We start from the raw sequence: 24,240 nt of genomic DNA on the forward strand, positions 1-24,240 counted from the left end.
TTTTTCCACTGATCATCTTGGATTTCGTATCGTCTCTTCATACTTCTTAATTTACCACGATTTAACTTTGTTTTGTAGTTTGAATACACGCCCTAGAATGAGATGGATTCACTTTAAGTGACAAGGCATGTCCAAGTCTAACAGTATGCATACCATTAAATAAATGGAGAAAACAAAAGTATCCCTTGGCCTTGTTACATGGGTTTCGGGATACTTTTTGTTAAGATAAGTGATTGGGATTACCAAATCAGGCTTGCTTTTGCAAGGGTGGCGGGCCTCCGGTCGGGCGGGGACGAACTCGAAGCCCGACTATCCATTTTCCCAGAGGCAAACGTGCCAGTAGCCATGTACCAGCAACAGAAAAGGCCATACAGAGAACGAACGAAGCCAGGGCACGAAGAACGTGGCTCCAGTCTGCAAACAACGTATCGTCAAAATAATATGTCACACGCAGCATAAAGGCGTGCATCAGATACGCTCCATAGGACAAGGTTCCGATGGCAGTCAGCAACCCCGCCGCACGTCCGCCCCTATGAGCAATCCACGTCGCTACACGATAAGCCACAAAAATAGATGTGACACAATATACAGCCATGACCGGACGCAGCAGAGACAAGTAGTTAAAGGAAAGGACCGTGCCTGTCGGCGTCTGAAACAGACCGATCATCTCATACAGCAAGTAGCCTGTAATCACAATAAACAGCGGCCAATATACGATCTGTGCCTTGGTTACCCAAGCATTCCAGCGCTTGACGTTCATCCCGGCCGCCGCCCCTAACACAAAATAAAAGAAAAAGTAAATCACATTCCGGTCAGCGTAAATCGTGAACCACGAGGTGATCGCCGGGAGCTGGAGCATATCCATGGCTCGGTATATTGGTCCAACGGCAAACATGAGCATGATGTACAGCACGCCGACTCCAGCCAATGCAGCGGGTCGCCATGCTGACGGCAGTAACGCTGACAAACGTCGAACAGCATAACGGAATACTGGAAATAGTACATAGCACTGGATAATCATCACGATATACCACAGATGATAGCTGCTTTTCCCATTCAATAGCTTTTGGAAAAAATCTAGCGGGTGAAGATTCCCTCCACTTTGGACAAGCTGATTTCCCAACTCGTATAAAAGAGACCATATGATATAAGGAACAACGATATCCATGAACCTTTTACGTAAAAACGTTCCGTATTTTAAAGCTCCATCATAATTGTAAAATAACACCATACCGGTGATAAACACAAACACGGGAACTGCAAATTTGGAACACAGCAGTAAAAGTGTCATCAAAACTCCGTCCTGAATGCGCGCCCCATGCGCAACCGCAGAATGTGCGATAGAATGCTGAAGAACAACGGCGGCAAACGCCAGCCCTCTCAGCAAAGCGACTTCGGAAATTCTCTCTTTTTGACTCATGTCACTCTCCTGTTATGTCTAGCAATATATATGTCTATTATAACTACAATTCTGTAAAATATATAGAAGGATACACGTCCAGTCCAAGCAAAGCTTCGCTGATCTCCGGTTTATCAATAGGAAACATATGGAAAATCAGCAGCCTTTCCTTTCGGGGAGACTGCTGCTGTAAGAGTAAGCTACTGTGATGATCAGCAGAATCCACTAGCACTAATCTTGCCCTGATTGACGTATGTCTCGTGTTGACGCGCATCATCTTCCGGAATGCCCAGCCCGACCAAGCCACCTGCTCCCGCTCCAACAGCCGCTCCGGTAAGAGTAGCCGCGATAGGTCCAGCAGCGAGAATAGGTCCGATGCCCGGAATAGCGAAGGCCCCGATGCCTACCAGCAAGCCAGCGCCCCCGCCGACAACGCCGCCTGTAGCTGCACCTGTCGCCACACCCTCCGGTGCTTTGGTGCCTGTCAATGGTCCAATCGCTCGGGATGCTTCCTGTTCTGTATCAAAAACACCGACAATTTTCTTTTCGTTATAATTGTTTACGTTATTAACCATGGTAGTTCCCAATATTTTGGTGTTGAGTAGTTCGGCCTTCATTACTCGGCTGTCCTGACGTTTAAACCATTTTACGAAAATTCAAAAATAGATGCATGAAAACAGAACTTTATTTCAAACCAAACATTCGTATAAAAAAGCAGCTGTTCAACGCTTGGGCTTCGTTCTGTTGGTCGCCACGGCTTCCAGTGGATCATCTGGCCAATAATGCTTGGGATATCTGCCCTTTAGATCCTTTTTGACTTCAAAATAAGCCTCGCTCCAGAAACTGGACAAGTCGGAAGTCACTTGTACAGGTCGCTGCGCAGGTGACAGCAGATGCAACACGATTGGCACACGTCCGCGCCCAATACGCGGCGTATCCCGCATACCGAACAGCTCTTGCAGCCGCACTGCCAGCGCAGGCGCCTCGGGATTCGAATAATCGACAGGAATACGGGAACCGCTAGGCACATGGATATGCGTCGGCGCTTCCTGCTCAAGCTGCTGCCGTTGTTCCCAATTCAGCCTGCCCAGCAGCAAGGCAGCACCGTCCAGCCGTTGCAGATCGGATACATTTTTGGCTCCAAGGGCAAAAGGCAGCAGCCACGAGTCCAGTGAATCCAGTAATGCTGGCTCGGTGCTGTCTGGCCAATCCTCGGGCGATGAGAAATGCATAAAAATCAAACGCGCTTGCAACTGGAGGGTTTGCCGATTCCATGACAGCAGCTTTAGACCGCGTTCACGGACACCCTGCATCAATGCGGCAGCGATTTCTTCTGTCGGAGGACGCTCATAGGATGTTTCCTTTAAAACGAGAGATCCCAGTTGTAACACCTTACGGGCTCTTACTGCTGCTGCTGCGCTGTCCCAATATACGTTGGCTTTCTCCAGCAGTAATTCGTTGCAATGCTCGATCAGCTCTTGTAGTTCAATCGGTGCCGCCAGTTGAATGGCACCGTCTGCTCCCTCGTCGTCCACTTCGGCGGCGACGAGATAGGATGAACGCGACATCCACTCCACCTGTCGGAGTCGCGCACCCCGGCCGCCGCTAAGCAAAAAGCGGCCATCCCCCCGGCCCTGCGCGATCCGGTCCGGATACGCAAAGGCCAGTAGCAGCCCGCAGGCCCCGGAGCCATCAGGCTCGTCCTGCCCTGCGGCTGCTTTCGGCAGCGTGGCAAGTAGCTGCCGACTCTCCTGCACGATACGGCGAATCACCGTATCGTCTGCCGTCCGCAGCAGGCTGTGCGTGCTGCGGGCGTGAGCCGCCTCGCGCAAGGCGTCCAGCCGCGGGCGCAAATCCGTTCCGCCATGGGCGCGGAACGGGTCCCGCTCTTGCAGCAGCGCAGCAAGGCGGCTGGCGGTCGGCGCCAGGCCGAGGGCGGCCGCGCGCAGCAGCATGTGCCCGAGGCGCGGGTGCGTGCCCAGGGCGGACACCTCGCGCCCGTGCGCGGTGATGCCGCCTGCCGTGCCATCGGCTGCGGTATCCAGGCAGCCGAGCTGGCGAAGCAGGCCCGTGGCCTGGCGGTACGCCGCCTCAGGCGGAGCATCCAGCCAGGCCAGCTCGGCGGGCTCGCGGACGCCCCAGGCGGCCAACTCCAGCGCGAGCGGGGCCAGATCCGCCGCCACGATTTCCGGGCGGCTGGTATCGGGGAGCGCGGCATGTTCATGCGCGCTCCACAGCCGGTAGCACACGCCCGGCTGAAGGCGGCCCGCCCGGCCGCGCCGCTGATCGGCGGAAGCCTTGGACACCTTAACGGTGGTCAAACGGCTCATGCCGGTTCGCGCGGAAAACACGGATTCCCGCGACAGCCCGCTGTCTATCACTACCGTAATCCCAGCTATCGTCAAGCTGGACTCGGCAATAGAGGTTGCTAATACAACCTTACGGCTACCCAAAGCCGACGGACGTATCGCCTCATCCTGCTGTTCCAGCTTCATACTGCCGTACAGCGGAATAACCTTGACGTGTGCAGGCAAATTCCTTGAAGCCAGCTCACGTTCCATTCTATGAATTTCTCTGGCACCCGGGAGAAATACCAGCAGATCGCCTTCATGAGCATGAAGCGCCTTGTCTACCGTCTCTGCCGTAAAGGATTCTAATGGGATCGATGAAGGCTTGGATATATGAAGAGTCTCTACCGGAAATACCGTGCCCGGACATTCCAGCAATGGAGCGTTCCCCAATAGTCGGCATACAGGCTCTGCCTCCAGTGTCGCGGACATGATTAATATTTTTAAATCAGGCCGCAATAGCGCCTGACTTTGCAGGGCAAGCGCCAAGCCCAAATCTGCATGCAGACTACGTTCATGAAACTCATCAAACATGATCAGGCCGATCCCCTCCAATGCCTGATCATGTTGCAGCATCCGGGTCAGCACGCCCTCCGTAACCACTTCAATCCGCGTATTCGGCCCTACTTTTGTATCCATACGAACCCGGTAGCCCACCGTCTGCCCGGTTTGTTCTCCCAGCGCTTTCGCCATTTGCGCCGCTGCTGCACGTGCCGCCAAACGTCTTGGCTCCAACATCAACATTTTTTGCCCCGCCAGCCACGGCTCGTGCAGCAGTTCAAGCGGCGTGACCGTCGTCTTGCCCGCGCCCGGCTGTGCAATCAATACGGCAGCCGGATGGGATTGCAGCGCATTTTTAAGCTCGGGAATAATTTGAATGATAGGCAGTTGTTTATCTGACAATGAAATCTCTCCAATGATACGCGGATGCGTAGAATCTAAGTGTTGTTTCTATACGAGCAACAAATTCGCTTTATTGTTATGAATTTTTCACTACCTGTAATTATTATGGTTTGAATGACAAAGCTCCGCTTCTATCCCTCCAACCGCTTACGCACAGCCGATTCATATTCATAAAATACCGACGAAGCGTTCAGCCCTCTTTCCTCTAGCAGCATGCGTAGACGAAGCAATTTTTCAGTCAGCTTGCGACTAATGCGCTGTTGCTCTCCCGACTCACGACAAGCGTGGAGCAAATCGCGTAGCTGGACGCACTCCTTTTGCAATTGAAGCTCCTCCGGTAAAATACCCGCATTTTTCAGTAGCTTGTACGACATACGCAGCTCCTCTGGCACATGTGATAAATCCTCAATAATCAGCGGCTTGCCTGCTCCTGCCAGATTGTCAAACTCGCCTTTTGCCATGGCTTCGGCAATTTTTTGCTCGGCCATCCTGGAGAACATTCCCATAGGTCAACTCAACTCCTGTATAAACATATGTACAACCATATTGGATCATAAAAATGGGGTCTTTCGTCACTGTAGCATAAATCCCCAGAAGATGTCCTGCATTCATGGGGAAAAGAGGGGAGGGATTACTCTTCTATTCCAAGCAATTGGGATACTTGTGTTCTATGTTTCTTGGCCCTACGTGTTCCGTGAATGAGATTGGACAATCGGCTAGGGGGTATATGATATGTCTCACAAAATGTTTTCTGGTCAATTTGTTTTTCAACCAGCTTTTGTTTGATTTTCCACCCAAAAGGGGTTACAGCATTGCGTTTCTTCAACTTCATTACCTCCAGGTTAAGTTTTGCTCTAATTAAAAGTTAGTTAAGATTTTGATTTGCACGTTTGGTATTGATTCAAAAGATCATCCAGTTTCTTGGATTGTTCAATCACTTTGGGATGCGTTAAAAATTCGTATTTTTTCTGGAGTTGGTACAGTCTTTTTCTAGCCCGCTCGACACGAAGTAAAGTCACACCTTGATTCATCAGCATGATTCCCCCTTCTGTGTCATATCCTAATGCAAACCGTCAACTTTTGGATTATTTAATGATTCGCTCAACAAAAAAAGTGCTTCTGGAACATTCCAGAGGCACTTTATGTCGATGTATGTTCATTTTCAGTTGTGTCCAAGTTGCTCAGAGATAAACTTGCAATCAACAATACCCTCGAACCGTACGGTTAGCGAGTGTTATTTCTTACTCTCCCTTTTAAGCACCTCCAATGGTAACGTAAGGCTGAATACTATGGTGGTGGTTAAGGGCTTGATCCGGCACAGTGACAATAAACAAAAAGCTAGTTGCGACGATCAGCAGTACCATTTTTCTCAACATTGTTTATCCACACCCTCTCAATGAAATTGAAAAACTCTGCTTTGGTTTCAGGAACCGCATGGGCTTGAAAACGAACAAACAATCCCATACAGTTTATAAAATAATCCTTATTATTTAGTGTATGATAACTTACCATTGCATACATCAAATGTTTAAAACCATCACTGTAAGAACCTCGATGTAAATAATAATAAGCTAACTCGTAGCCAAACCACGCGATATAGTCCGGTATCACCTGTTGGGTATACATATCATCGGATGGAGGCTGTTCAGAAAACGAATTAATCTCTGTTTCAAACCGTTGAAGTATATCATCCACTTCCAATTCAAATCGGTTTGCTGCAATTATAACATTCAACAATTTGGAGATTTCCTCTTGTTCATTAGAGCCTGATGTTGCTGCAATATATTCAACATAATCTTGAAGCACACTTATATCTCCTGACAACAGCTTATATACGTAAGTATTACCTTCCGCCCAATGTTGAAACAAACCGATCCAGTGTCGGGTATCCTCGTCCGTCTCTTTGACCCAATCTAAATTAGCGTAGGCGTATGTATATTCTAAAGCTTGTTGATAATCGCCTTGGGCTTCACAGACACTTGCACACAACAAATCGGCATAGGTGATGTACACAAACATGGGACGACTTAGCTTCTTTTCAGACTCATTGCGCTCTCGCTTCTTCTGTTGATGTTTCATCGAATATTGAATTTCCGCTTTCTCCTTCATTTTTCTCGCTATTTTATCAACATTGTCCCATAGACGCAAAGACCTATACACGTTCGCCAAGTCCTTCAATGCGTCAAGCTGGTCTATTTCATCTAGGCGCTCAACAAAAGCTTTAAATATCGTAGCTGCATCGAGATTTTGGCGTTGATCGTCTCCAATCTGAATCGTGAATATACGATATTGACAGATTGCCAAGCGTTCAGAATGTTGATATTTTTCCACTTCTGCTACATTCTCATAGAGCAGCAACGCAGCAGCATGTCGTCCCTGTGCAAATAGCGCTTCCGCAATGTCAAATAGTCTGGGCGAATACAACGGATTGTCCATAATATGTCCAACCATTCGACGGATCGCATCCAGCTTGTCCAGCTCCGCACAACGATATAATAGTGGCTCGATTCGCCGCCAATTCGGGGAAAGGTCGATGATGTAATTTTCTATGTATCGTTCGTAAAAATAGCCCTCCGATAATCCCATGGCCAACGTGATTCGGTCAAGCTGTTGTACGGAAACAGGACGATGTTGAATAACCCAATTACTAAGCGTTCTTTGATAAACACCTGAACATTCCGCAAACTGGGCTAAAGTCAATTCGTTTTGCTTTAGATAATCTTCAAACTCCGCTAAAATCGTAGGTGTATGCTTCAAGTCATAACCACCCTCCACATAAAAATTCCATAATTTTAAAGATCAATTACTATTTTTGTCCAAAAATTAACAACTGTCAACATTTTTTTGCAACTCATGCGGAAAAACTACGTTTGGTATAAGTTATCCAGAAAAGACATGGTGACACGAGCGAGAGGATTAAAAGTTGGTAGACCCAAGGAAAAGATTTCACACGGGTTTTAAATGCTATACAAACAACCCCCGCATTGTGGAGAGTTGGGATTGAGCGACAGGACATTCCGCCGTATAAAGTCGGAAGCCCTTAATATTCTTGCCGCTGCCTTGAGGGTTGAAATGATTGATGAGGACTATAAAAAAGAAAAGAATGTATAGCTAAGATGCGTCATCCGTTATATCAATGGTTCGGGGCTCATTTTTCTTTTTTTCATTCTTTTTTTCATCCAGCGTTTCGGCAATATATATAAGGATGCCAATGATCATGACCAGTAAAATGTAAATCAGTTCATCACCTTTAATTATATGAATATTAAACAGAGAGAGGATGAAAACCAGGACATAAAACATGATGAGACTGACAAGCATGTATAAATGGACCATATTTATTACCTCCAATTTATTCAAAGGTACCGGGTGGGAATTATCCGGCACCTTATTCTTTTGTGAATTATTTTAGTAAGAAAGGCATTCCTCGTTTCAATGAGGAACGCCTTTTCAAAATAACTTTATAATCTTTATTTTTTAATTTGTAGCTCTTCCAAACCGTTATTATCTACTCCGGATGGTTCAGCAGTAATCCCTTTTTCAAGTGTCGCCTCAACTTTGTCTTTACTGTTAGCAGACTTCTCACTTTCAGGCCCGGAGTTCGTCCAAGTTTCACCGCCTAAAGCATCAGATTGCCACCAATAAAAATCACGATATACTAAATCTGCTGTCAAATAGAATAATACTTCATTATCTTTACCATCCATACCGTTTCCTTGCAATTCACCATAAACAGCTTCCAGAACCTTTGTCGACTCTAGGGAACCTTGGATTTTTTTCGAAAAGTCCGGGATATGAGTAACATCATTAGAAACAGCATCATAAATCGTTTTTCCATTCGCACCTTTAATAGCTAAATCAATATTTTTGATTTCATTGGTCCCGTTGACTCCACTCCGTACTTCATTTCGAACCGCGCGGATCGCTTTAATGTCATCAATTGTAGCTTTTCCAGAACTTGAAGCTGATTTCGTTTCCACTTTCAAGTCCTCCTGTTGGGCACTAATACTTGAAATAGATACTCCTTGCTGAGAAAGCTTGGTTTGAATAAGCTCAGTAGGACTCTCGGCAGAAATGGAATTAATATAAAATGCCCCACTAAGAATGCTAAGTGCAGCCCCAACGAGTAACAACTTTTTATGTTTCAATGCTTTCAGCCTCCTTTACAATCATCGTTTAATAGACTTTGTAATTTGCATTATCCGTTTTGCTGACATGATATGGACTATCGGCAGACGGGGCTGTATCATTTGCTTTCCACACACCACTTGTATTTTTGTATTGCACACCAGTAAATTGGAATGGCCCCATTTGAGTATTTGTTGAATGGGTTTCTGCTTGCGCTTGTACATTATTATTTGTTCCTAAGCTCCAGCTCCCCTTATCATAACCCCCAATATATGCATGCCATTTACTGTAAGAACCATATTGAACCATATATTTTACAGATGAAGATAAAAGGTGAGTCCCTATTTCCTGCATACCATAAGCACCATTAACAGTATGTTCAACGTAAGTTGTAAATCCCGAATATCCTGAATAATATCGGATACCTGTTTGAATCCAATCTCTATTTGGAGTGACATTTGTTACCCAAGCTGACTCACCACTAGTACCAAGCGTAGGCAATTTACCCGGAGTTGTAATGGTAGCAGTCATACCTAAATACTGACTTCCGTACTTGTTGACCCCAGCATAATAACTCTCTGCATAAATAGAACTAGAGCCAAAAAGAAGGAAAACAGTGCAAATAACAGAAAATAAAGATACCCACTTTTTCGTCATAATCTTTTTCTCATCCTTTCATGATATAGCGATAGGCTTCCCCTCATCTATATACAGGAGTTTGAATAAATTTACACTTAATTTCAATCTTAATTAGATTTGGAAAAAAAATCCTCAATGGATAGTAGACTGATCATGGATGGAAAAAGTTGCGGAGAAAAAACACTTTTCATAGAAAAGTGTTTCCGTGGCCTATATTTGTCCTGAATATGGCCTTGAAGTGGCCTGCCACTGGACTTTTGCTGTGGTAAATTTGTATCATGGAAAATCGAATAAGACGAATCGAGGCGCAACGCTTCAGTGATCAGGTCGGCCAATGTGCTGGCCTTTTTGATTTTTCGAAATACCATATTAGGAGGACATGAACCATGTCTGGATCGGCTACACTACCACGTTTCGCATTTTTGGATTCAGAAGGCTCCTGCATCTTCACGATGAGAAACATGCCTAGCAGCACTGGCAAACATGTATAAACTTCACTAACTGATGATGTGAGCGGCTATCCAGTTGTTGAGGGTCAAGGCGTTGTTTACTATGCCCGCGAGGTCAAGGCTTATGTTAAAGGCAACAGGTCGAAAGGCCCTCTCATCGCTACGCCGCCAGTGCTCAAGCAACTCGCAAGCAGAGCTTCTGTAACCAAGCATCACCAGAGTCATTCCACACTCTCATATAGAGTGCGACGATTCTGCTACTAATTTTTTATAACCCAATATGAAATTTCAATCCACGCACTCCATACAGAGTGCGACCACCTCCTACTTTACTGGACAACGTAACAAATACCGTAAAATTTCAATCCACGCACTCCATACAGAGTGCGACCTGATGATCGCCAGGCAGGACGGCCTGTGCTGTGAAATTTCAATCCACGCACTCCATACAGAGTGCGACCCGGATTCTCCAGACGTACGAGCTCAAAAGCTCCTGATCATTTCAATCCACGCACTCCATACAGAGTGCGACTTATTGGAGTGCATCACGCAACCGATAGTTAAGCTCTAATTTCAATCCACGCACTCCATACAGAGTGCGACGATGATACCGGGAATTTGTTGAATGGCTGTTATTACATTTCAATCCACGCACTCCATACAGAGTGCGACTGTAAACATTGTGGAGGGGCTATGGTGACAATGAATTTCAATCCACGCACTCCATACAGAGTGCGACAGCGAAAATGCAGCAATTCATACCTTATTGATATCAATTTCACACATTTCCGCAAAAAAACGATGCCAAAAAGGTTTGAATCAACCATTGGCTTTTACCGAATTGAACTAATTATATTTCTTTTCGACAAATTTCGAGGCGCGAAGGATCCGGGGTTTTTATGTGAGCTTCACATTCGCACCTTACAGAATCAGCGGGCTTTCCAAATCGTAAGGTTCTTTTGCCCTCATATGCTCTACTTTCTTTTTATAGTTATCTCCTAAATTGTGGAATCGAAGGTGAGCATGGCATTCTCATCTCGAAATATAATGTCTATCTCCTAGTATTATAGCTGTTATCACTACGTTTTGTCTTTTATTTCACCTTTATCTTTTTTAGCCAATTAGATGCATAATTAGCCGACATTTCTTCTTGTATAGTAGGTAAAACATTCTTATCACGCTCCGCGTTCTTAGTAAACCATCTATGTGAAGCCTCTTCATTTACATTATTTCGCTGTTCTCTAGGATCTGTCGTTTTCTCCAATCTTATTTGTGGATACGAAATTGTAGCCGTGGGTTTACTCTCCCAACCTGTGATAAGCTTCAAATCTTTCATAGCATCACTTTCAGGCAACTCCTCACGACATTTATCAGGAAACTGTTTCATTAACCATTCTCCTGTTTGTGAATCAATAGTTCGTTGCATGACTTGTTCAATTTTTAACTGTATGCTTCCAAAACCCAAGGGTTTACCTCGCCCAATTTTGTGAGAACAAGCCGAATCATTAAAATCAAGACTCCACTTTAATTGATTCAATTCATTCCATGTCAAATGTTCATAGTACACCTTAAATTTAAAAGCTGGACACTTTTCATGATTAAGAGGGCGCACGCCGACAGTCATACTTGTATTTACTGTTTTCCTAGGCAATTTACCATGTAATTCGTCTTTGAGCTGTTTCCAATTCTCACTATGCCAATAGAATTTCCGTCCGCGAATACCAAATGCTGAATCTTTGATTTGTGTCCTTGTCTTCTCTCCCTTCTTAACCAAATAATCATATGTCCAAAATAGCGCTCCTTCTTGATAATCCGACGGTTTTTTTGTATAAAACTCCACGGCCCCAGGTTTGGGTTCTCCCATCGCTGGTAAACGAATATCCCCGCGATAGTAATCTTTTCTTTCTTTCAACAGACTCGACTCCAATATGGTTGCATCTGTAAATCTAACTCTTGAGCCTAGAGCCTGCCTAGCTGTATGGCTCCTTGTTTTCTGCTCATCTGGAGGGATCATACCAAACAGCGCACAAGCCGGACACACACAATGACGATCTTCACACGGTTCATAACCACCATTTTTAGTCAGCATTTCTTTGATTTTTGTATAATATACTTGCTGTGAGATCATAGAGGGTGATAGATATTGAGCTTGATTTCCATTTGCTACTGAATAGAACACAAGGATGTCTTCTTTATTCTTTATTTTGGATAACGTTTGCTTTTTATAAGCTGCATATCCGGTATGAGGTGAACCAGCTTTTTTATTTCTCTCATAGAGATCTAGGACCGCCTCAAAATTGTATATTGTCTTCTCATCTACCGTTAGCTTGTTATACTTTCTATGACTCTCTTTTTCAAAATAAAACACGGACTCGTGATGCTTTTTCGTTCCAAAAGGTTCACCCTTGTGTAGATATCCCTCCTGCCAGGAAGAATCCATTGTCGGAGGGGATTCCTCAACAAGGAATTCCTCAATAACATGAGGCATATAAAAACGATTGGCATACCTAGCACCAGAAGGTTTAAAATTAATTTTTTGGCCTTCATCGCACTGATCGTACTCCTTATTGCTCATAAATTTGCCATGTTTATTTTTATCGCCGGGTTTATCATACCGCCTGTTCAACATGATTCGATCACACGAATAAACGAACCATTTTTCTTGATCTATGTCATATCTTAATATACCAGGCTTTTTAACATCATTTGCCGCTGAACGCCGATGCAAGACTCGCCCAGTATCTGTGGTGGATAGACACCCATTAAACGCTGCCTCAAATACGCTTCTCACCACGCCACGAATCTCTGAACCAGGAATGACAGGTACGCTATATACTTCCTTACGATCTCCTGGCTTACAATGGCTTAAATCATCATAAGAAAAGAAATCATAGCTCTTTTCATATTCAGCAACATTGTCTTTATCAACATCGTCTTCATCATCATTTTTGTTCTTCATATTACTTAAGACACATTCTCCTGAAGAATTTGGAATGAATATAGGCGTTTTCAGATGAATTGAACAATCTATATAACCCGAGTAAAGTTCCTTCCCCTCTTTGTAGGCATTCATAGGTTGTCGCTCACATTGAGCTTCTAAAGGAACAAAATTATAAGGATTAATGAATCGCTCTTCTGGAGCTACTCCCTGATTTGACTTCATTTCACTTCTCTCCTCTCAATCACAATCAACGAAATCAACAAAACGTTCATCTATGAACCGATAAATTGGCGTATAGGTTCCAAGTCCATTAGCAACCGGATTAAAATCAATATAATTCCGAATCTGAACTGCTTTTTGTGCACCTTGCTTAAGTTCTCCTGGAAAATACAGCCTGGTTCCCCGCGCGGCAACCAAAGGTGTCCATTTGTGTTCTTGTATGTCGTTGAGCTTCGATTTGGAAACATCCGCCGAACCCCAAAGTTTATGTTTCTCGTCGAGGCTACTCCAAGTCTGTGGGCCTGACTGTTCAAAATCACCTGATAACTCGGCCTGATCTGATAGATTTACTTGATCATGCTGATCGTCAGAAGCAGAAGCGTGACTATGATTGTCTTGGAGCAACCGCAAACGGAATTGTTGACCCACACGAAGGGCACGAAGCTCCTGATCCACATTGAAAATTCTCAACTCACGTAATTGCTTCACATCTTCTATTGATTTTAACTCCTTAACGTCCCAAGACTGAGCATGACCCATCCATAGTTGTTGATTATAATACCGACCTATAGCTACCTGATCATTCATGACCCCATATACATAAGCTTCAGAGGTATCGCTTGGCATGACAAACCACTGCTTTAACAATTCAAGAAGATTACTTTCTTCTACTGTCTTGTAAGATACAAAGGTTCTTTGTTCCATGATGGTTAAAGTACTCATGTATTCGCTCCTTGCTCTATATGTTCAGCTTGACACCACTTCAAGGCAGCAAGATAGTAAGGGCTATATGCTGATTCTAGTAAAGGCTGTCCGTCCAGGGTAATCGGTTTAGTGCTATCTTTTGAAAATAATCCACGTCCAATTGCTGTTTCCCCACCGACTGCAAGCAAGCCTTCTTCCAAGTCACGCACAATCCATAGTAGTAATCCACAAATAGCCGCATCTGAAATCAGGTAGCTTGCTCTTTCCCAACGTAGCACTAGCTCTGTAGCTCCACCCACCCAAGGTATAGACGTGAACAAAGCACCTTCAACCGTTCCTCCGGTGAATCGATCAATTTTGTTCCTCGTCATGGTCAGTGGGTGCCCACCCGCTACGACGGATTCCTCTACTCGAATGAGTGATGCAATAAGAGAGTTGGAATGGGTTCTACCCTTGTCATTTCTTTCAGCACCGATACGAGTCCCAAATAATTGCTCCAGCTTCCCTCGTCTCATTTGCCCATCTGTCACACCCACTTCTTCGAGCAGAACATTAAGGCGTTCTCTGATGGCACCCATCCAACTGGTTCCGGGGATCACTGCTGGATTCTCCTGTCCGTTCCCTGCTTGGCTACTCTTACGAAGTTGCTCAAAAACTGGAACCCCATTTTCCTGAAAACCTTTTGTCAAATAACTGCGAATCATAAGGGTATGACGAATTTGCAAGGGCACCACCAGCTTGCAGTACCTTGAATTGCCCGGTTCTCCCACACGTACAAAACCTGGAAGCTTACTGCTACCTGGTTGCCACTGCTTGATTTCCGTTTGTTTGTCAAAAGCATTCTCCTGTCGCCAATCCCATACAAGCCATTTCGTTGCTTGCCTTCGGTCGGTATAATCAAATCGGCGCATTTGTACCTGGTTAATCTGTAATTTACCAAATCCTCTGCGACCTTTGGCTCCAATTGTAAGATCACCGCTTACCAAACCATCTATTAATTTCATTAAAAGATTGGCCACTGATGCAGCAATATCTACATGTCCGGACTGTTGTCCAAGATGAAGGTTGTCGGTATCTCGTCGCAGCCATTCCAATCGCAATATAAAGCCTGCGCCAGCTTCAACCATTTGTACTTCGTATTTCCCTTCATCTTCTGCTGACTTATAGGAATCAAGCTTAACTCCATCACGGATTCCTATCACTGCGCTCTCATCTTCCAGAGACATATCATAAATGATCAACCGGCTTTGTTGTCCAGCATCCGTGAGACCCGTTGGAGTGGATATTGCTGAAGATCCGCCGAATAGAAAATGAAGAACCTGCTGATCAACAGATGTGTTGTCTGCCCCTTGTACATTCTCTTGCAAAAAATGACGGAATGCGCCCGCTAATGCACTTCCTGGTACGAAAGGACGACCCGTATAATCGACAATGACGTCACTATCTGTATTCCGGTCATCACCCGAGCCTGCAAGTAAGGGGGACCCCAGACGACCTGTTAATTGGATACAATATCGCTCGGTAATCTTACCCGTCAGTTTGAGATGCTCTGTAGGCTTTGATTGCTTATTCATTCTTTTCTCCCCTCACCTTCCATATCAGCGTTCTAAAGTACCCATCTTTAAAGGCCTTGCTATTCAAATTCCCTTTTTGAAAAATTTCAACGACCCCCTTATATCGGGACTTCACTTCTTCAGCAGTCATTTTTTGGAGTTCTTTCTCTAAGGTTTCTTTAGTGGTCAAGCTTTGGAATAAGTCCTGTAGCTGATGAAGCTTGGTCAATCCAAGCCCCTCGGTTTTCACTTTTCCAGCACATTCCCGTCCTTTTGCATAATCGCGATCATACGTGCTGATTCGCTTTTCCAGCTTTTCATACGCAGAATCTGATTGAAGCTCGTCTTGTATGGAATGACCTTCACCTTGTTGATGATCATCAGCATAAATAGTAGTGACATTCCATGCTTCTGCTGCTGTTGGGGCAGCTATTACCTTAACTTGTCCATAGCCTTCCTCGGTCAACTCTCCCCAGCGTATTTGCTCAATTTGTTCAGGCCCTACCGTTTGTGTATCTTCCAGTGTAATCGTGAACACCGAACCGACGTCCAGCATTGGACGTTGCGGTTTAGGCATACGCCATTTCGAGTTGTAACCCGAGACTGTACCAAATTTCAGTTGGAGTTCTGTAGTCTTAATGTCAAGAGCAAGCCTTGTCTTCAATTCTTCCAGGAAGAAAGCAGGATTCGCCTCCACGCGCCCACTTGCATCAGCCAGAACTAGTGGAGTGAGCAGGATAATTGTAAAACAATTCAAAGGATTCCGCTGCCCACCCACGGACATCAATAGATTAGGCTGTGAAGCTACAGAATCTGCCTTAAAAGTGACATTCCCATACTCTGCTGTACGAGAGCGCCCTAGCCGAAGCTGGTACCCGTTTTGCTTAATACATGATAATAGTTTATTTAAATCTGCTATATTTCCACGAAGCGTTCCTGAGAAGGATTGATCCTTTTTCAGTGCTACATACTGATAGAATTGCCCCATATTGGGGCCATGATCAGAACCCAGTGCATGTCCATATGACCGATCAAGTGGCCGTGCATGATGCATACGCACTTCTTTTTCCGGTTCGTATTTCAGTAATTGTGTAGTTCCTGAATTTCCTTCTGCTGAAAGTTGATCCAGATAGACATAGGAGTTAATGCCTCTAAACTCCATATTATTCAAATTTTTATTACTAGAGTTCCAGTTCGCTATATTTGCCTTATCGTAAGCTGCTTCTTCGTTTTTAACGCCTTGCCAGCTAACTGGACAAGGAATGAATACTCTGTCAGCTACGGTTGGAAAAGCATATCCGAACTGCACTCCTCCATTCAGAAAGATTCGTGCAAAATCTTCATTCGTATGGGCTTTTCCACCCAGCCCCTGCTGGTTTATATACATCCCTGCCAATGCCCCCAACATAGCCGAACCTGGAATGCAATTCGCACTACTGTAATATAGCCCGCCTTGACCAGGGATTAATACCGGCTGATCCAGGTGCAATGTATACGGCAGTTCCGTGATTTTCTCTGGAGGACCGGAAAGAATGGGTGTTATTAGCTGTTCTTGTTGCATCTCATCATGTGATTCATTGATCCAGATTAGCTGACAACTGACCTCACCTAGCCCTCTTGTATTCCCAAGCCCTATTCCACGTAAGCCATTGACACAATCTGTTAGTAATTTTACATAGTTTTTAGTTTTATTCGACCGATTTTTCTTGTCGCTCTCTTTACCGTTACCAAGACTTTCTTGAATGATAACTTGACTTCTGAGCACAATTCCCTTATGCAACACACGTATTGTACGTAATGAATGGGGTTGTGCTGTTCCGCTAATCGGGTCCATTGCAGTGCGAGTACGTAATTCCGTTAGTTCATTGAGAATATTCTGCTGTTTCTGTTGGGACTTACTTTGAGCCTGACTTAAAAATCGGTCATAATCTTCAATCCGGACGACGTCACCTCCTGAATCTTTGTCGGGGATTTCGTAGAGATGAGCGTCGTGAACTTGTAGTAATCCACCATGCTGTTGCCCAATTGTTCCAAAAAGAGCGTTCATCTCAGAAGATCCGGCTATCCCCCAATCGAGCAAATTCTGCCCAACGGCGCGTAGACAGCCTTTAATTCGCTTGGATGGAATGATAGGCAATCCTGCTTCAGTCGCTATATCTGTATCCACCATCCCAGCGATGCTATCACCTGTAGCCGCACATAATTCACTATGAAGTGTAATTTCTAACCATGCTTGTATCATTGAGTCTCCCCCACTCCGTCAAAACTAAACACCGCTGACTTATACAAATCTATCAACTCAAGTGCATCAAAAATAGTCGCATGCGGGTGATCAGACAGTTTCTCTTCAGCATAGTCCAATTGCCCAACATTATTTTGCTCCTTAGCTTGATAAAGCTGCTTAAGATGCAGGTTTCGAGAACGCAATTCGTCGATTAAAATATCCAGTTTCTCCCCATTAGCAAGATACTCACGATAGAGCCTGTTCAACCACGTACTCGGCCAAATACTCTCCTGATCGCTCTGCCCCTGGATACGTTCCAGGCATGTATGCAGCAAGTTAAATGAATCGGCTGCCATTGGATCTGTTGATAATTTTGGAGCCGACACGAGATACGGGCGACCGTGCTGTTCATCTTTTTTAAAGCCGAGATTCTTACGAATGTCCTTCAACTGTTGTACATAGCTTCCCCGAACCAAATGAAAGTCCAAATAGCTATCACTTTCCCGGTGACAGTCCTTCTCTTTGTGTCTCTTCTTTTTGGCTTCTTTACAGCATTCTTCGGCAATATCATAGGCAATGCTGAACGGAAAGTGACTATGTACTATGGCAATTCCGGCACAGGCAGACAGCGAAATGCGTTTATCTTGTTTATCCGACTTAAGTTTCGTTGATTCCAGATCCTGTAGAAAAGCCGCCGCCATCGGAACCGCCAAATCAGCGCGGCAAATAAATGTTAAATCGTCACCATCCATAATCAAGGGTCGAATGGGTAACATATTTTCCTTTAAGATTGAATCAACACATGCAATATGTTTGATGACTCGGTAGAAATTCTCACGGTACCCCTCGGATATCTCCAACGAAAGTTTCCTCATTTCTACAACAGCTTGTGCATACGAAACATTATCATTTTGCAATACTTCCATCTTATTCTTAAGCTGCTGCCCCATCCCATTACCATCAATATGTACAACGGCTACATAACCATCCTCTCCAGTTGAACGAACCATATCTTTCATTTCAAAACCCCACTTCAAACCCTTCAATTCTTTGGGCAAAGGGAATATTTCATTGAAGTGGCTGCTAGCATCACTCACTTTTGGACGTTCATCATCCGCCGCCTGACGTTTTAGTGACTGGACTGTCGAAATCCCTTCTCCGCTCTTCCTGTCATGAGAGGTGACTGGTAATCCGCCAAAGCTCTCTTGCTCGGATATGGGAAAAGCACCCGCCGGACGTTGACGTAGCATACCCGCTTTAACCCGCTCCAACTCCCCTTCCAGTCGCATTCGGTCAGTACCGAACTGATCAGATTTACCAAAGTTAGTCTCGATATGCGCCACTGCCATGGAAAGTGTGTATGTTGTCTCAATGATCCGCTTTGCAAACTCAACGTTCACCTGTTGAAAGTAATTCCGATCTCTGTATGCAACAATGGCACTCCCCCCACCGATATATACAATTTCAGCCGCTAATATAGAATCCTTATGTGCAATATCAAAAGATTCCTCGGCTTCTCGTTTACCTTCTCCTACCATCTGGTACCATTCGAGTTTCACTTGGGCTTGGGTTTGGTCAGCAACAGCTTGCATGACTTCCGGCAAGTCATTTTTCAGGATTTCCCCTACAATACGAGATGCCCCAACATTCTCGCGCAGTCGATTGGAGGCAAAAATATATTCCTGAATACCACTGATGTCATAGATCGCAAGCAGTCCTTGTGTGGAGGCTGTCATCGTTTCGTTTCACCCTTTTCTTTATTTTTTTGTTCCTTCTTTTGTTCTTTTTCCTGTACTATTTTTTTGTACTTGGCATAGTTTTCGTTGAACATTGTCGCATAAGCTTGATGTGGAAACGGGATGGGGTTGTTGAGCAACATAAGTAGTTGGTTCAGTTGAAAGGTTAGCGACAGAAGAACGTTTTCTACTTTTTCATCAGTGTCAGCCACTTTTTCACTCACTTTTAATGAGGATAATTTCTTGCCTATCGGCTTGATCGCGTTCTCATTCACAAGTTTTCTATACTTCTCCTCCTCTTTCCCATAACGTTTAAGACCGTAATGATTCAAATCTTTATACCAATCGCTATAGTCAAATTCATCTTCGTTGATCATTGTTTTTTTTATGGTATTGTTCTCACCCGCGCTTAACACGATGTCAAATTCCTTATAAGTATCTTTAGTAATACTTGCACCCTCTACAGATGTACAGAGAATCAGGATTGGGCGTGTCGAGGTCTGCCCCTTAGGTGGTGTTGATTGCTCGAGTCCATTGTCACACAAGCCACCAATTATGCGATAGACAGAGTCAAGGGATGTTCTGAGGGGCTTTATCGTCCCCGCCCAGTCACTAGCATTGCTAGTAGATTTACTCTTACATTGAATTGCTACAGCAACTGCCTCAATAGGGATAAACTTTATATTTCCAAAACAAAAAATATACGGGGTGTACTGTTCATCAAAAATAGCTAAATCTACTTCCGCCGAAATGTTACCAAATGAATCAATAATAAACACACCCTGGTCAATACAAAACTTCTTGGGGATCATAGATCTAAACAATTCGCCCCATACTAGTTCACGAGTAGTCCCAGTGGTTAGATTATGACTAGGGATTTTGAGCTTTAATTGACTAACAATCGCTTTCCCCTGATCAGTATAATTTTCTGTAATAGCTTGAATTGTTTCTGCAGGTGATACATGCGATTCAGTTGAATCTTTTTGATCTTTTGTTTGTGTTAGCTTACTCATTTTCAGCTTCCCTCTTCCTAATTATAATTCACCTGATAGTGCCCAAATCCAATCGTGGCGTTTTTCCCAATATGAAGTTGTTCACCCGCTTTAAGAATTGGTGTAAAAGGTGTTAAATCCCCCTCGTACTGCGCCCAGCCTTTGATGGCTGGAAGAGGCAGTTTTCCCCCTCTGGTCATAGAATAACGTTCAAAATCCACCTGTTTCCAATTTGCTGCAACGGTTCTAATTTTGTTCGCTTCATTCAACATCGCCTGCTCATCCCATTGCAGGATGTGACCTGTATAGGCGTGCGAAAGCAACGCAATCCTCCGCGTAAGAGAATGAATCATCTCCGCAAAAGTTAATTGCCTGCGCAATTGCTTACTTACCAATATGCGAACCGGGCTATCAAAGCGGACGACGGCAGTATGAGCACGACGTTGCTCACAACTTAGTGGACGTGGTAGACAATTCCTCATCCATAATTTACTTGAACTCCAAATCAGAGCCTGACGTTCAGGGTCTATGATCTGCTGAAGTCGAAAGGGTAGTCTAGCCGATCCCCAACCTTTATTTTCCATTTCTAGTAGTGCATCAATAAAAAGACCTGCATGTTCCGTTGCATCACCAATTAGCGTGATATCGAATTGGCACTCATCCTGTGGTTCCCATCGTAGCTTGTCTCTGGTAAGTGAGTGAATCACATAAGGATTTACAGCACCTGCTTCATTTCCTGGTGAGCAAAAGTTTTTAGCATAAGCACAGTCTGGCGACAGTTCACATTTATGACATTGTACATTAGGTCGCGTGCACACAAATTCCCGGATACAATGACCCATAATTCCACGTAACGTAGAACCCAGGTAGAGAGGTAATTCTCCTTTGCCCTCAGCGGTAAAAACCACTCGAAGTGTTAAAATATTGATGTGTTCAAACATGTTGATCTCCCAACTGTATATTTTTTCAGAGAAACTCTGTACCCTTGTGATTCCTTGAAATGCCTCTGCATAAGCATAGTGAGAGAATAACATGGGATTATTAAGCAGCATTAGGAGCTGGCTCATAGACTTAGTAGATTTGTTCTCCTACCCTTGCTTCTTCAACAAATAATATCCCACTAAGAAATACGACTTTAAACCTAGTTCCATACAAACCCTATAAGATGAATATACAAGTCTAAAGTACCAGTAACATGAAATATTATACCTTCAAAAGACAATAATAGACATATTATTCTTCGTAATTCTACATTTTCATATTTACTAGATTTTCATCAATCATAAAAAGCCCATTCCAACCGTATTTTCGTACAGTCTCGAATGAGCTCTTCATATAATTCTTATAATTTCTCTACTAATGCTTGGACTTCGTCCCGGCAAGATAAATCACTATGTTTATTATGAAAAAATTGGTTCCACAATCGACAGCCTGTGAAATAGCGTAAGGTACCACACGATATGTTCATGTCAATACTTGAGACACGACACTGATTATACCAATGCTGAACTGACAGTAATTTCAATCTACGCAACTCATATGAAGTGCGACGGATGGAACTGAAAGTCAAGAAGTGGGTTGGGGAATTTCAATCCACGCATTCATATGGAGTGCGACGGAATTGAGCAAGTTGGTACAAGGTGGAGTTCAAGAATTTCAATCCACGCACTCATATGGAGTGCGACTTCTGTAAACCCAAGCAACTCTTCGTACTGATGGATTTCAATCCACGCACTCATATGGAGTGCGACATGATCATTGAAGGATATGGCGTTTTAAGAATTTCAATCCACGCACTCATATGGAGTGCGACGAGTTTGGTTTACCTGAGCTAATGACCATGAAGATTTCAATCCACGCACTCATATGGAGTGCGACATCGTCTCTCCATTTATAGTTATCATCCAAATATTATTTCAATCCACGCACTCATATGGAGTGCGACTTACCCAAAGAAACAGTCAAGGAGATTCGCAGATTATTTCAATCCACGCACTCATATGGAGTGCGACCCGATGAATACAGGCAAGGTAAATGCCTGCGGAGTGGGAATTTCAATCCACGCACTCATATGGAGTGCGACTACGTAGGAAGTAGGTCGGTGGTGTGGCTTTGAATATTTCAATCCACGCACTCATATGGAGTGCGACGAAATTAGTGTTCCCAACCTTTTGTACATACTAATTTCAATCCACGCACTCATATGGAGTGCGACGTTAATACTGAAATACGGTAAGTATTGGCTCAAAATTTCAATCCACGCACTCATATGGAGTGCGACACTAAGCTTGTCTGGGGCTGGCTCTCTTGCGGGGATTTCAATCCACGCACTCATATGGAGTGCGACCAGGTAGTGATCGACAAGATCCATCAGGAGCGGCTGATTTCAATCCACGCACTCATATGGAGTGCGACCGAAAGGGAACTTGAACGCGAACTGCCTGCGCTCATATTTCAATCCACGCACTCATATGGAGTGCGACTGCGCAAAAGGGTCAAAACAAACCCGTTTCAATTCATTTTAGCGTAATTTTGACCATAAGGCATCAAAAAAAGCATGTTCCCTTTATGATGCATTCACAAATCATTCACATTCGACAGAATTTCGACAAAATCTGAGGTGCGAAGGACCCGGGGAATTCATGTGAGCTTCACATTCGCACTAAGTATGCTGCACAAAAAGAAGAAGCATACACAGTAATCTCTCACTGGAAATGCTTCTTCTCAACCTCTCATATCTATCAGCCTAGGTTCATTTCACCTTGGCCAATTCTACTACCTGTGAAAGAGGAAGCGCCCCTTAGAATATACTAAGTTCATCAATAGCGCCTTTAAAGGCAGGTCCCACCAGTTAACACCCAAGCTGAACGTTCCTGCTTTGGATGTACTTCTGGGAATCCTGTTCCTGCAAACTGGGGTTTGCCGTTCACGTACACGGACAACACTCCATTGTCTACAGTGAAGGCGAGATGTGTCCACTCATTGGTTTTGATTTTCATACCGGTGCTGCCGGTATACCAAGGCGAGCTACCGGACCAAAGCATCGTGTTGTCTCCCTCGGGACCTTTGGGCAGCAAGCTAATCCAGTGATTACGATCCATAGCTCCGAAAAAAGTGGGGGTATACAGCGTCAGCTCACTCGGATGAACCCACAGGGACACGGAATATGCAGAACTGGATATACTCCCTTGGGGCAGCTTAATTCCAGATTTTCCATCCAGCAAGACCGCTTGACCACTTGTACCCTCCGTATATGTGACTGTTCCTCCTTCACGATCAATCCGGTCACCGATGAACTCACCATTCGCAAAAGTAGCTTAACGTCCTCAAGATTATTTTCAAATTTATATTGTGCGGTCAGAGTGGATGATACAGCCTTTTCTCCGATTTTAGGACGTTTAACCTCGCCTGTATCAGAAATGACGCTCGGGTCTGAACTTTTCCAAGTAATCGAGGTTTGCCGACTTTCTTGCGTCTCTCATTCCCAATGAAGACCCTGCAATCATTAGGAATAATGCTAACGTTATTAAAAAACCTCTCTTGATTCCATTTGCTGCAACCCGCCTTTTCATTCTCATCTGCCCCTCTCTGGAATTGGAGTACAGCGATATCTATTCTACATTGATCAGTAAATACTTTTATGTTTTCAAGAATCATAAAGGTATTTGTAAAATATATTTTGAGTAGATAAGAGGATTTGCGTTGTTTTCTAGTTTTTTTAAAATGGACGCAGTGTATGATGGAAAGGTCGCACTCCATACAGAGTGCGACTTGCGCAACAGATGATCCGTTCTATCCGGAATGCAAAATTTCAATCCACGCACTCCATACAGAGTGCGACGGCTTCCACCGGACATCAAACCAAACGAAAGGATATTTCAATCCACGCACTCCATACAGAGTGCGACGACCAAGAAAACGGTTATGTGTCTTTTGTGCAGCAATTTCAATCCACGCACTCCATACAGAGTGCGACAATAGACGGTCCTGGCGAAATCATCTTC

18 protein-coding genes, 1 pseudogene and 2 CRISPR repeat arrays (1 of these 21 only partly in view) are annotated in these 24,240 nt (G+C 44.3%); all 19 genes and pseudogenes read right to left on the reverse strand.

The features are described from left to right. Nucleotides 1–247: 247 nt before the first annotated feature. On the reverse strand, nt 248–1,420 hold the full coding sequence (locus ACWGOO_RS00005; protein WP_452480405.1) for an acyltransferase: 1,173 nt from the start codon (nt 1,418–1,420) through the stop codon (nt 248–250). A gap of 191 nt (nt 1,421–1,611) precedes the next feature. Further along, nucleotides 1,612–2,016, reverse strand: a complete 405-nt coding sequence (locus ACWGOO_RS00010) for a hypothetical protein (RefSeq protein ID WP_452480407.1) — start codon at nt 2,014–2,016, stop codon at nt 1,612–1,614. A 105-nt stretch (nt 2,017–2,121) separates the two neighbouring features. Further along, complete coding sequence (gene hrpB, locus ACWGOO_RS00015; RefSeq protein WP_452480409.1) at nt 2,122–4,650, reverse strand: ATP-dependent helicase HrpB; 2,529 nt, start codon at nt 4,648–4,650, stop codon at nt 2,122–2,124. Nucleotides 4,651–4,781: 131 nt separating this feature from the next. Then, entirely contained in the window at nt 4,782–5,156 is a 375-nt protein-coding gene (locus tag ACWGOO_RS00020) for a DnaJ family domain-containing protein (RefSeq protein WP_452480411.1), read from the reverse strand. Nucleotides 5,157–5,281: 125 nt separating this feature from the next. After that, complete coding sequence (locus ACWGOO_RS00025; RefSeq protein WP_452480412.1) at nt 5,282–5,476, reverse strand: XRE family transcriptional regulator; 195 nt, start codon at nt 5,474–5,476, stop codon at nt 5,282–5,284. 43 nt (nt 5,477–5,519) lie between these two features. Beyond that, nucleotides 5,520–5,687, reverse strand: a complete 168-nt coding sequence (locus tag ACWGOO_RS00030) for an aspartyl-phosphate phosphatase Spo0E family protein (RefSeq protein WP_452480414.1) — start codon at nt 5,685–5,687, stop codon at nt 5,520–5,522. A gap of 301 nt (nt 5,688–5,988) precedes the next feature. After that, nucleotides 5,989–7,407, reverse strand: a complete 1,419-nt coding sequence (locus ACWGOO_RS00035) for a transcriptional regulator (protein WP_452480416.1) — start codon at nt 7,405–7,407, stop codon at nt 5,989–5,991. Nucleotides 7,408–7,761: 354 nt separating this feature from the next. Then, the gene (locus tag ACWGOO_RS00040; protein WP_452480418.1) at nt 7,762–7,986 is read right to left on the reverse strand and encodes a hypothetical protein; all 225 of its coding nucleotides are present in this window, start codon (nt 7,984–7,986) and stop codon (nt 7,762–7,764) included. A 134-nt stretch (nt 7,987–8,120) separates the two neighbouring features. Further along, a complete protein-coding gene (locus ACWGOO_RS00045; protein ID WP_452480420.1) occupies nt 8,121–8,798 on the reverse strand; it encodes a hypothetical protein in 678 nt (225 codons plus the stop codon). A gap of 28 nt (nt 8,799–8,826) precedes the next feature. Further along, the gene (locus ACWGOO_RS00050) at nt 8,827–9,435 is read right to left on the reverse strand and encodes a hypothetical protein (RefSeq protein ID WP_452480422.1); all 609 of its coding nucleotides are present in this window, start codon (nt 9,433–9,435) and stop codon (nt 8,827–8,829) included. Nucleotides 9,436–10,151: 716 nt separating this feature from the next. Continuing rightward, nucleotides 10,152–10,605: direct repeats of the CRISPR family, unit length 33 nt; unit sequence ATTTCAATCCACGCACTCCATACAGAGTGCGAC. Nucleotides 10,606–10,959: 354 nt separating this feature from the next. Next, a complete protein-coding gene (locus ACWGOO_RS00055) occupies nt 10,960–13,029 on the reverse strand; it encodes a TIGR03986 family type III CRISPR-associated RAMP protein (protein ID WP_452480423.1) in 2,070 nt (689 codons plus the stop codon). A 15-nt stretch (nt 13,030–13,044) separates the two neighbouring features. Further along, entirely contained in the window at nt 13,045–13,749 is a 705-nt protein-coding gene (csx19, locus tag ACWGOO_RS00060) for a type III-D CRISPR-associated protein Csx19 (RefSeq protein ID WP_452480426.1), read from the reverse strand. Further along, on the reverse strand, nt 13,746–15,305 hold the full coding sequence (locus ACWGOO_RS00065) for an RAMP superfamily CRISPR-associated protein (protein ID WP_452480428.1): 1,560 nt from the start codon (nt 15,303–15,305) through the stop codon (nt 13,746–13,748). The genes csx19 and ACWGOO_RS00065 overlap by 4 nt, the downstream gene beginning before the upstream one ends. Beyond that, nucleotides 15,298–17,526: an RAMP superfamily CRISPR-associated protein gene (locus ACWGOO_RS00070; RefSeq protein ID WP_354450913.1), complete on the reverse strand. Its 2,229-nt coding sequence runs from the start codon at nt 17,524–17,526 to the stop codon at nt 15,298–15,300. The genes ACWGOO_RS00065 and ACWGOO_RS00070 overlap by 8 nt, the downstream gene beginning before the upstream one ends. Continuing rightward, on the reverse strand, nt 17,523–19,244 hold the full coding sequence (locus ACWGOO_RS00075) for a Cas10/Cmr2 second palm domain-containing protein (protein ID WP_452480430.1): 1,722 nt from the start codon (nt 19,242–19,244) through the stop codon (nt 17,523–17,525). Before ACWGOO_RS00075 ends, ACWGOO_RS00070 begins: the two co-directional genes overlap by 4 nt. Next, a complete protein-coding gene (locus tag ACWGOO_RS00080) occupies nt 19,241–20,257 on the reverse strand; it encodes a DUF6602 domain-containing protein (protein WP_452480433.1) in 1,017 nt (338 codons plus the stop codon). Before ACWGOO_RS00080 ends, ACWGOO_RS00075 begins: the two co-directional genes overlap by 4 nt. 17 nt (nt 20,258–20,274) lie before the next feature. Further along, nucleotides 20,275–21,303, reverse strand: a complete 1,029-nt coding sequence (gene cas6, locus ACWGOO_RS00085; protein ID WP_452480435.1) for a CRISPR system precrRNA processing endoribonuclease RAMP protein Cas6 — start codon at nt 21,301–21,303, stop codon at nt 20,275–20,277. 1,764 nt (nt 21,304–23,067) lie between these two features. Continuing rightward, nucleotides 23,068–23,460 carry a LamG domain-containing protein gene (locus ACWGOO_RS00090; protein WP_452480437.1) on the reverse strand — a complete coding sequence of 131 codons (393 nt, stop codon included), beginning with the start codon at nt 23,458–23,460 and terminating at the stop codon, nt 23,068–23,070. After that, a pseudogene (locus tag ACWGOO_RS00095) lies at nt 23,367–23,699 on the reverse strand (immunoglobulin-like domain-containing protein); the annotation flags it as partial. The pseudogene ACWGOO_RS00095 and the gene ACWGOO_RS00090, both read right to left, overlap by 94 nt. A 345-nt stretch (nt 23,700–24,044) precedes the next feature. Continuing rightward, a CRISPR array of direct repeats spans nt 24,045–24,240; the repeat unit is 33 nt; unit sequence ATTTCAATCCACGCACTCCATACAGAGTGCGAC; it runs 248 nt beyond the window's last position.

This window comes from Paenibacillus sp. NPDC055715 (genome assembly GCF_053617595.1).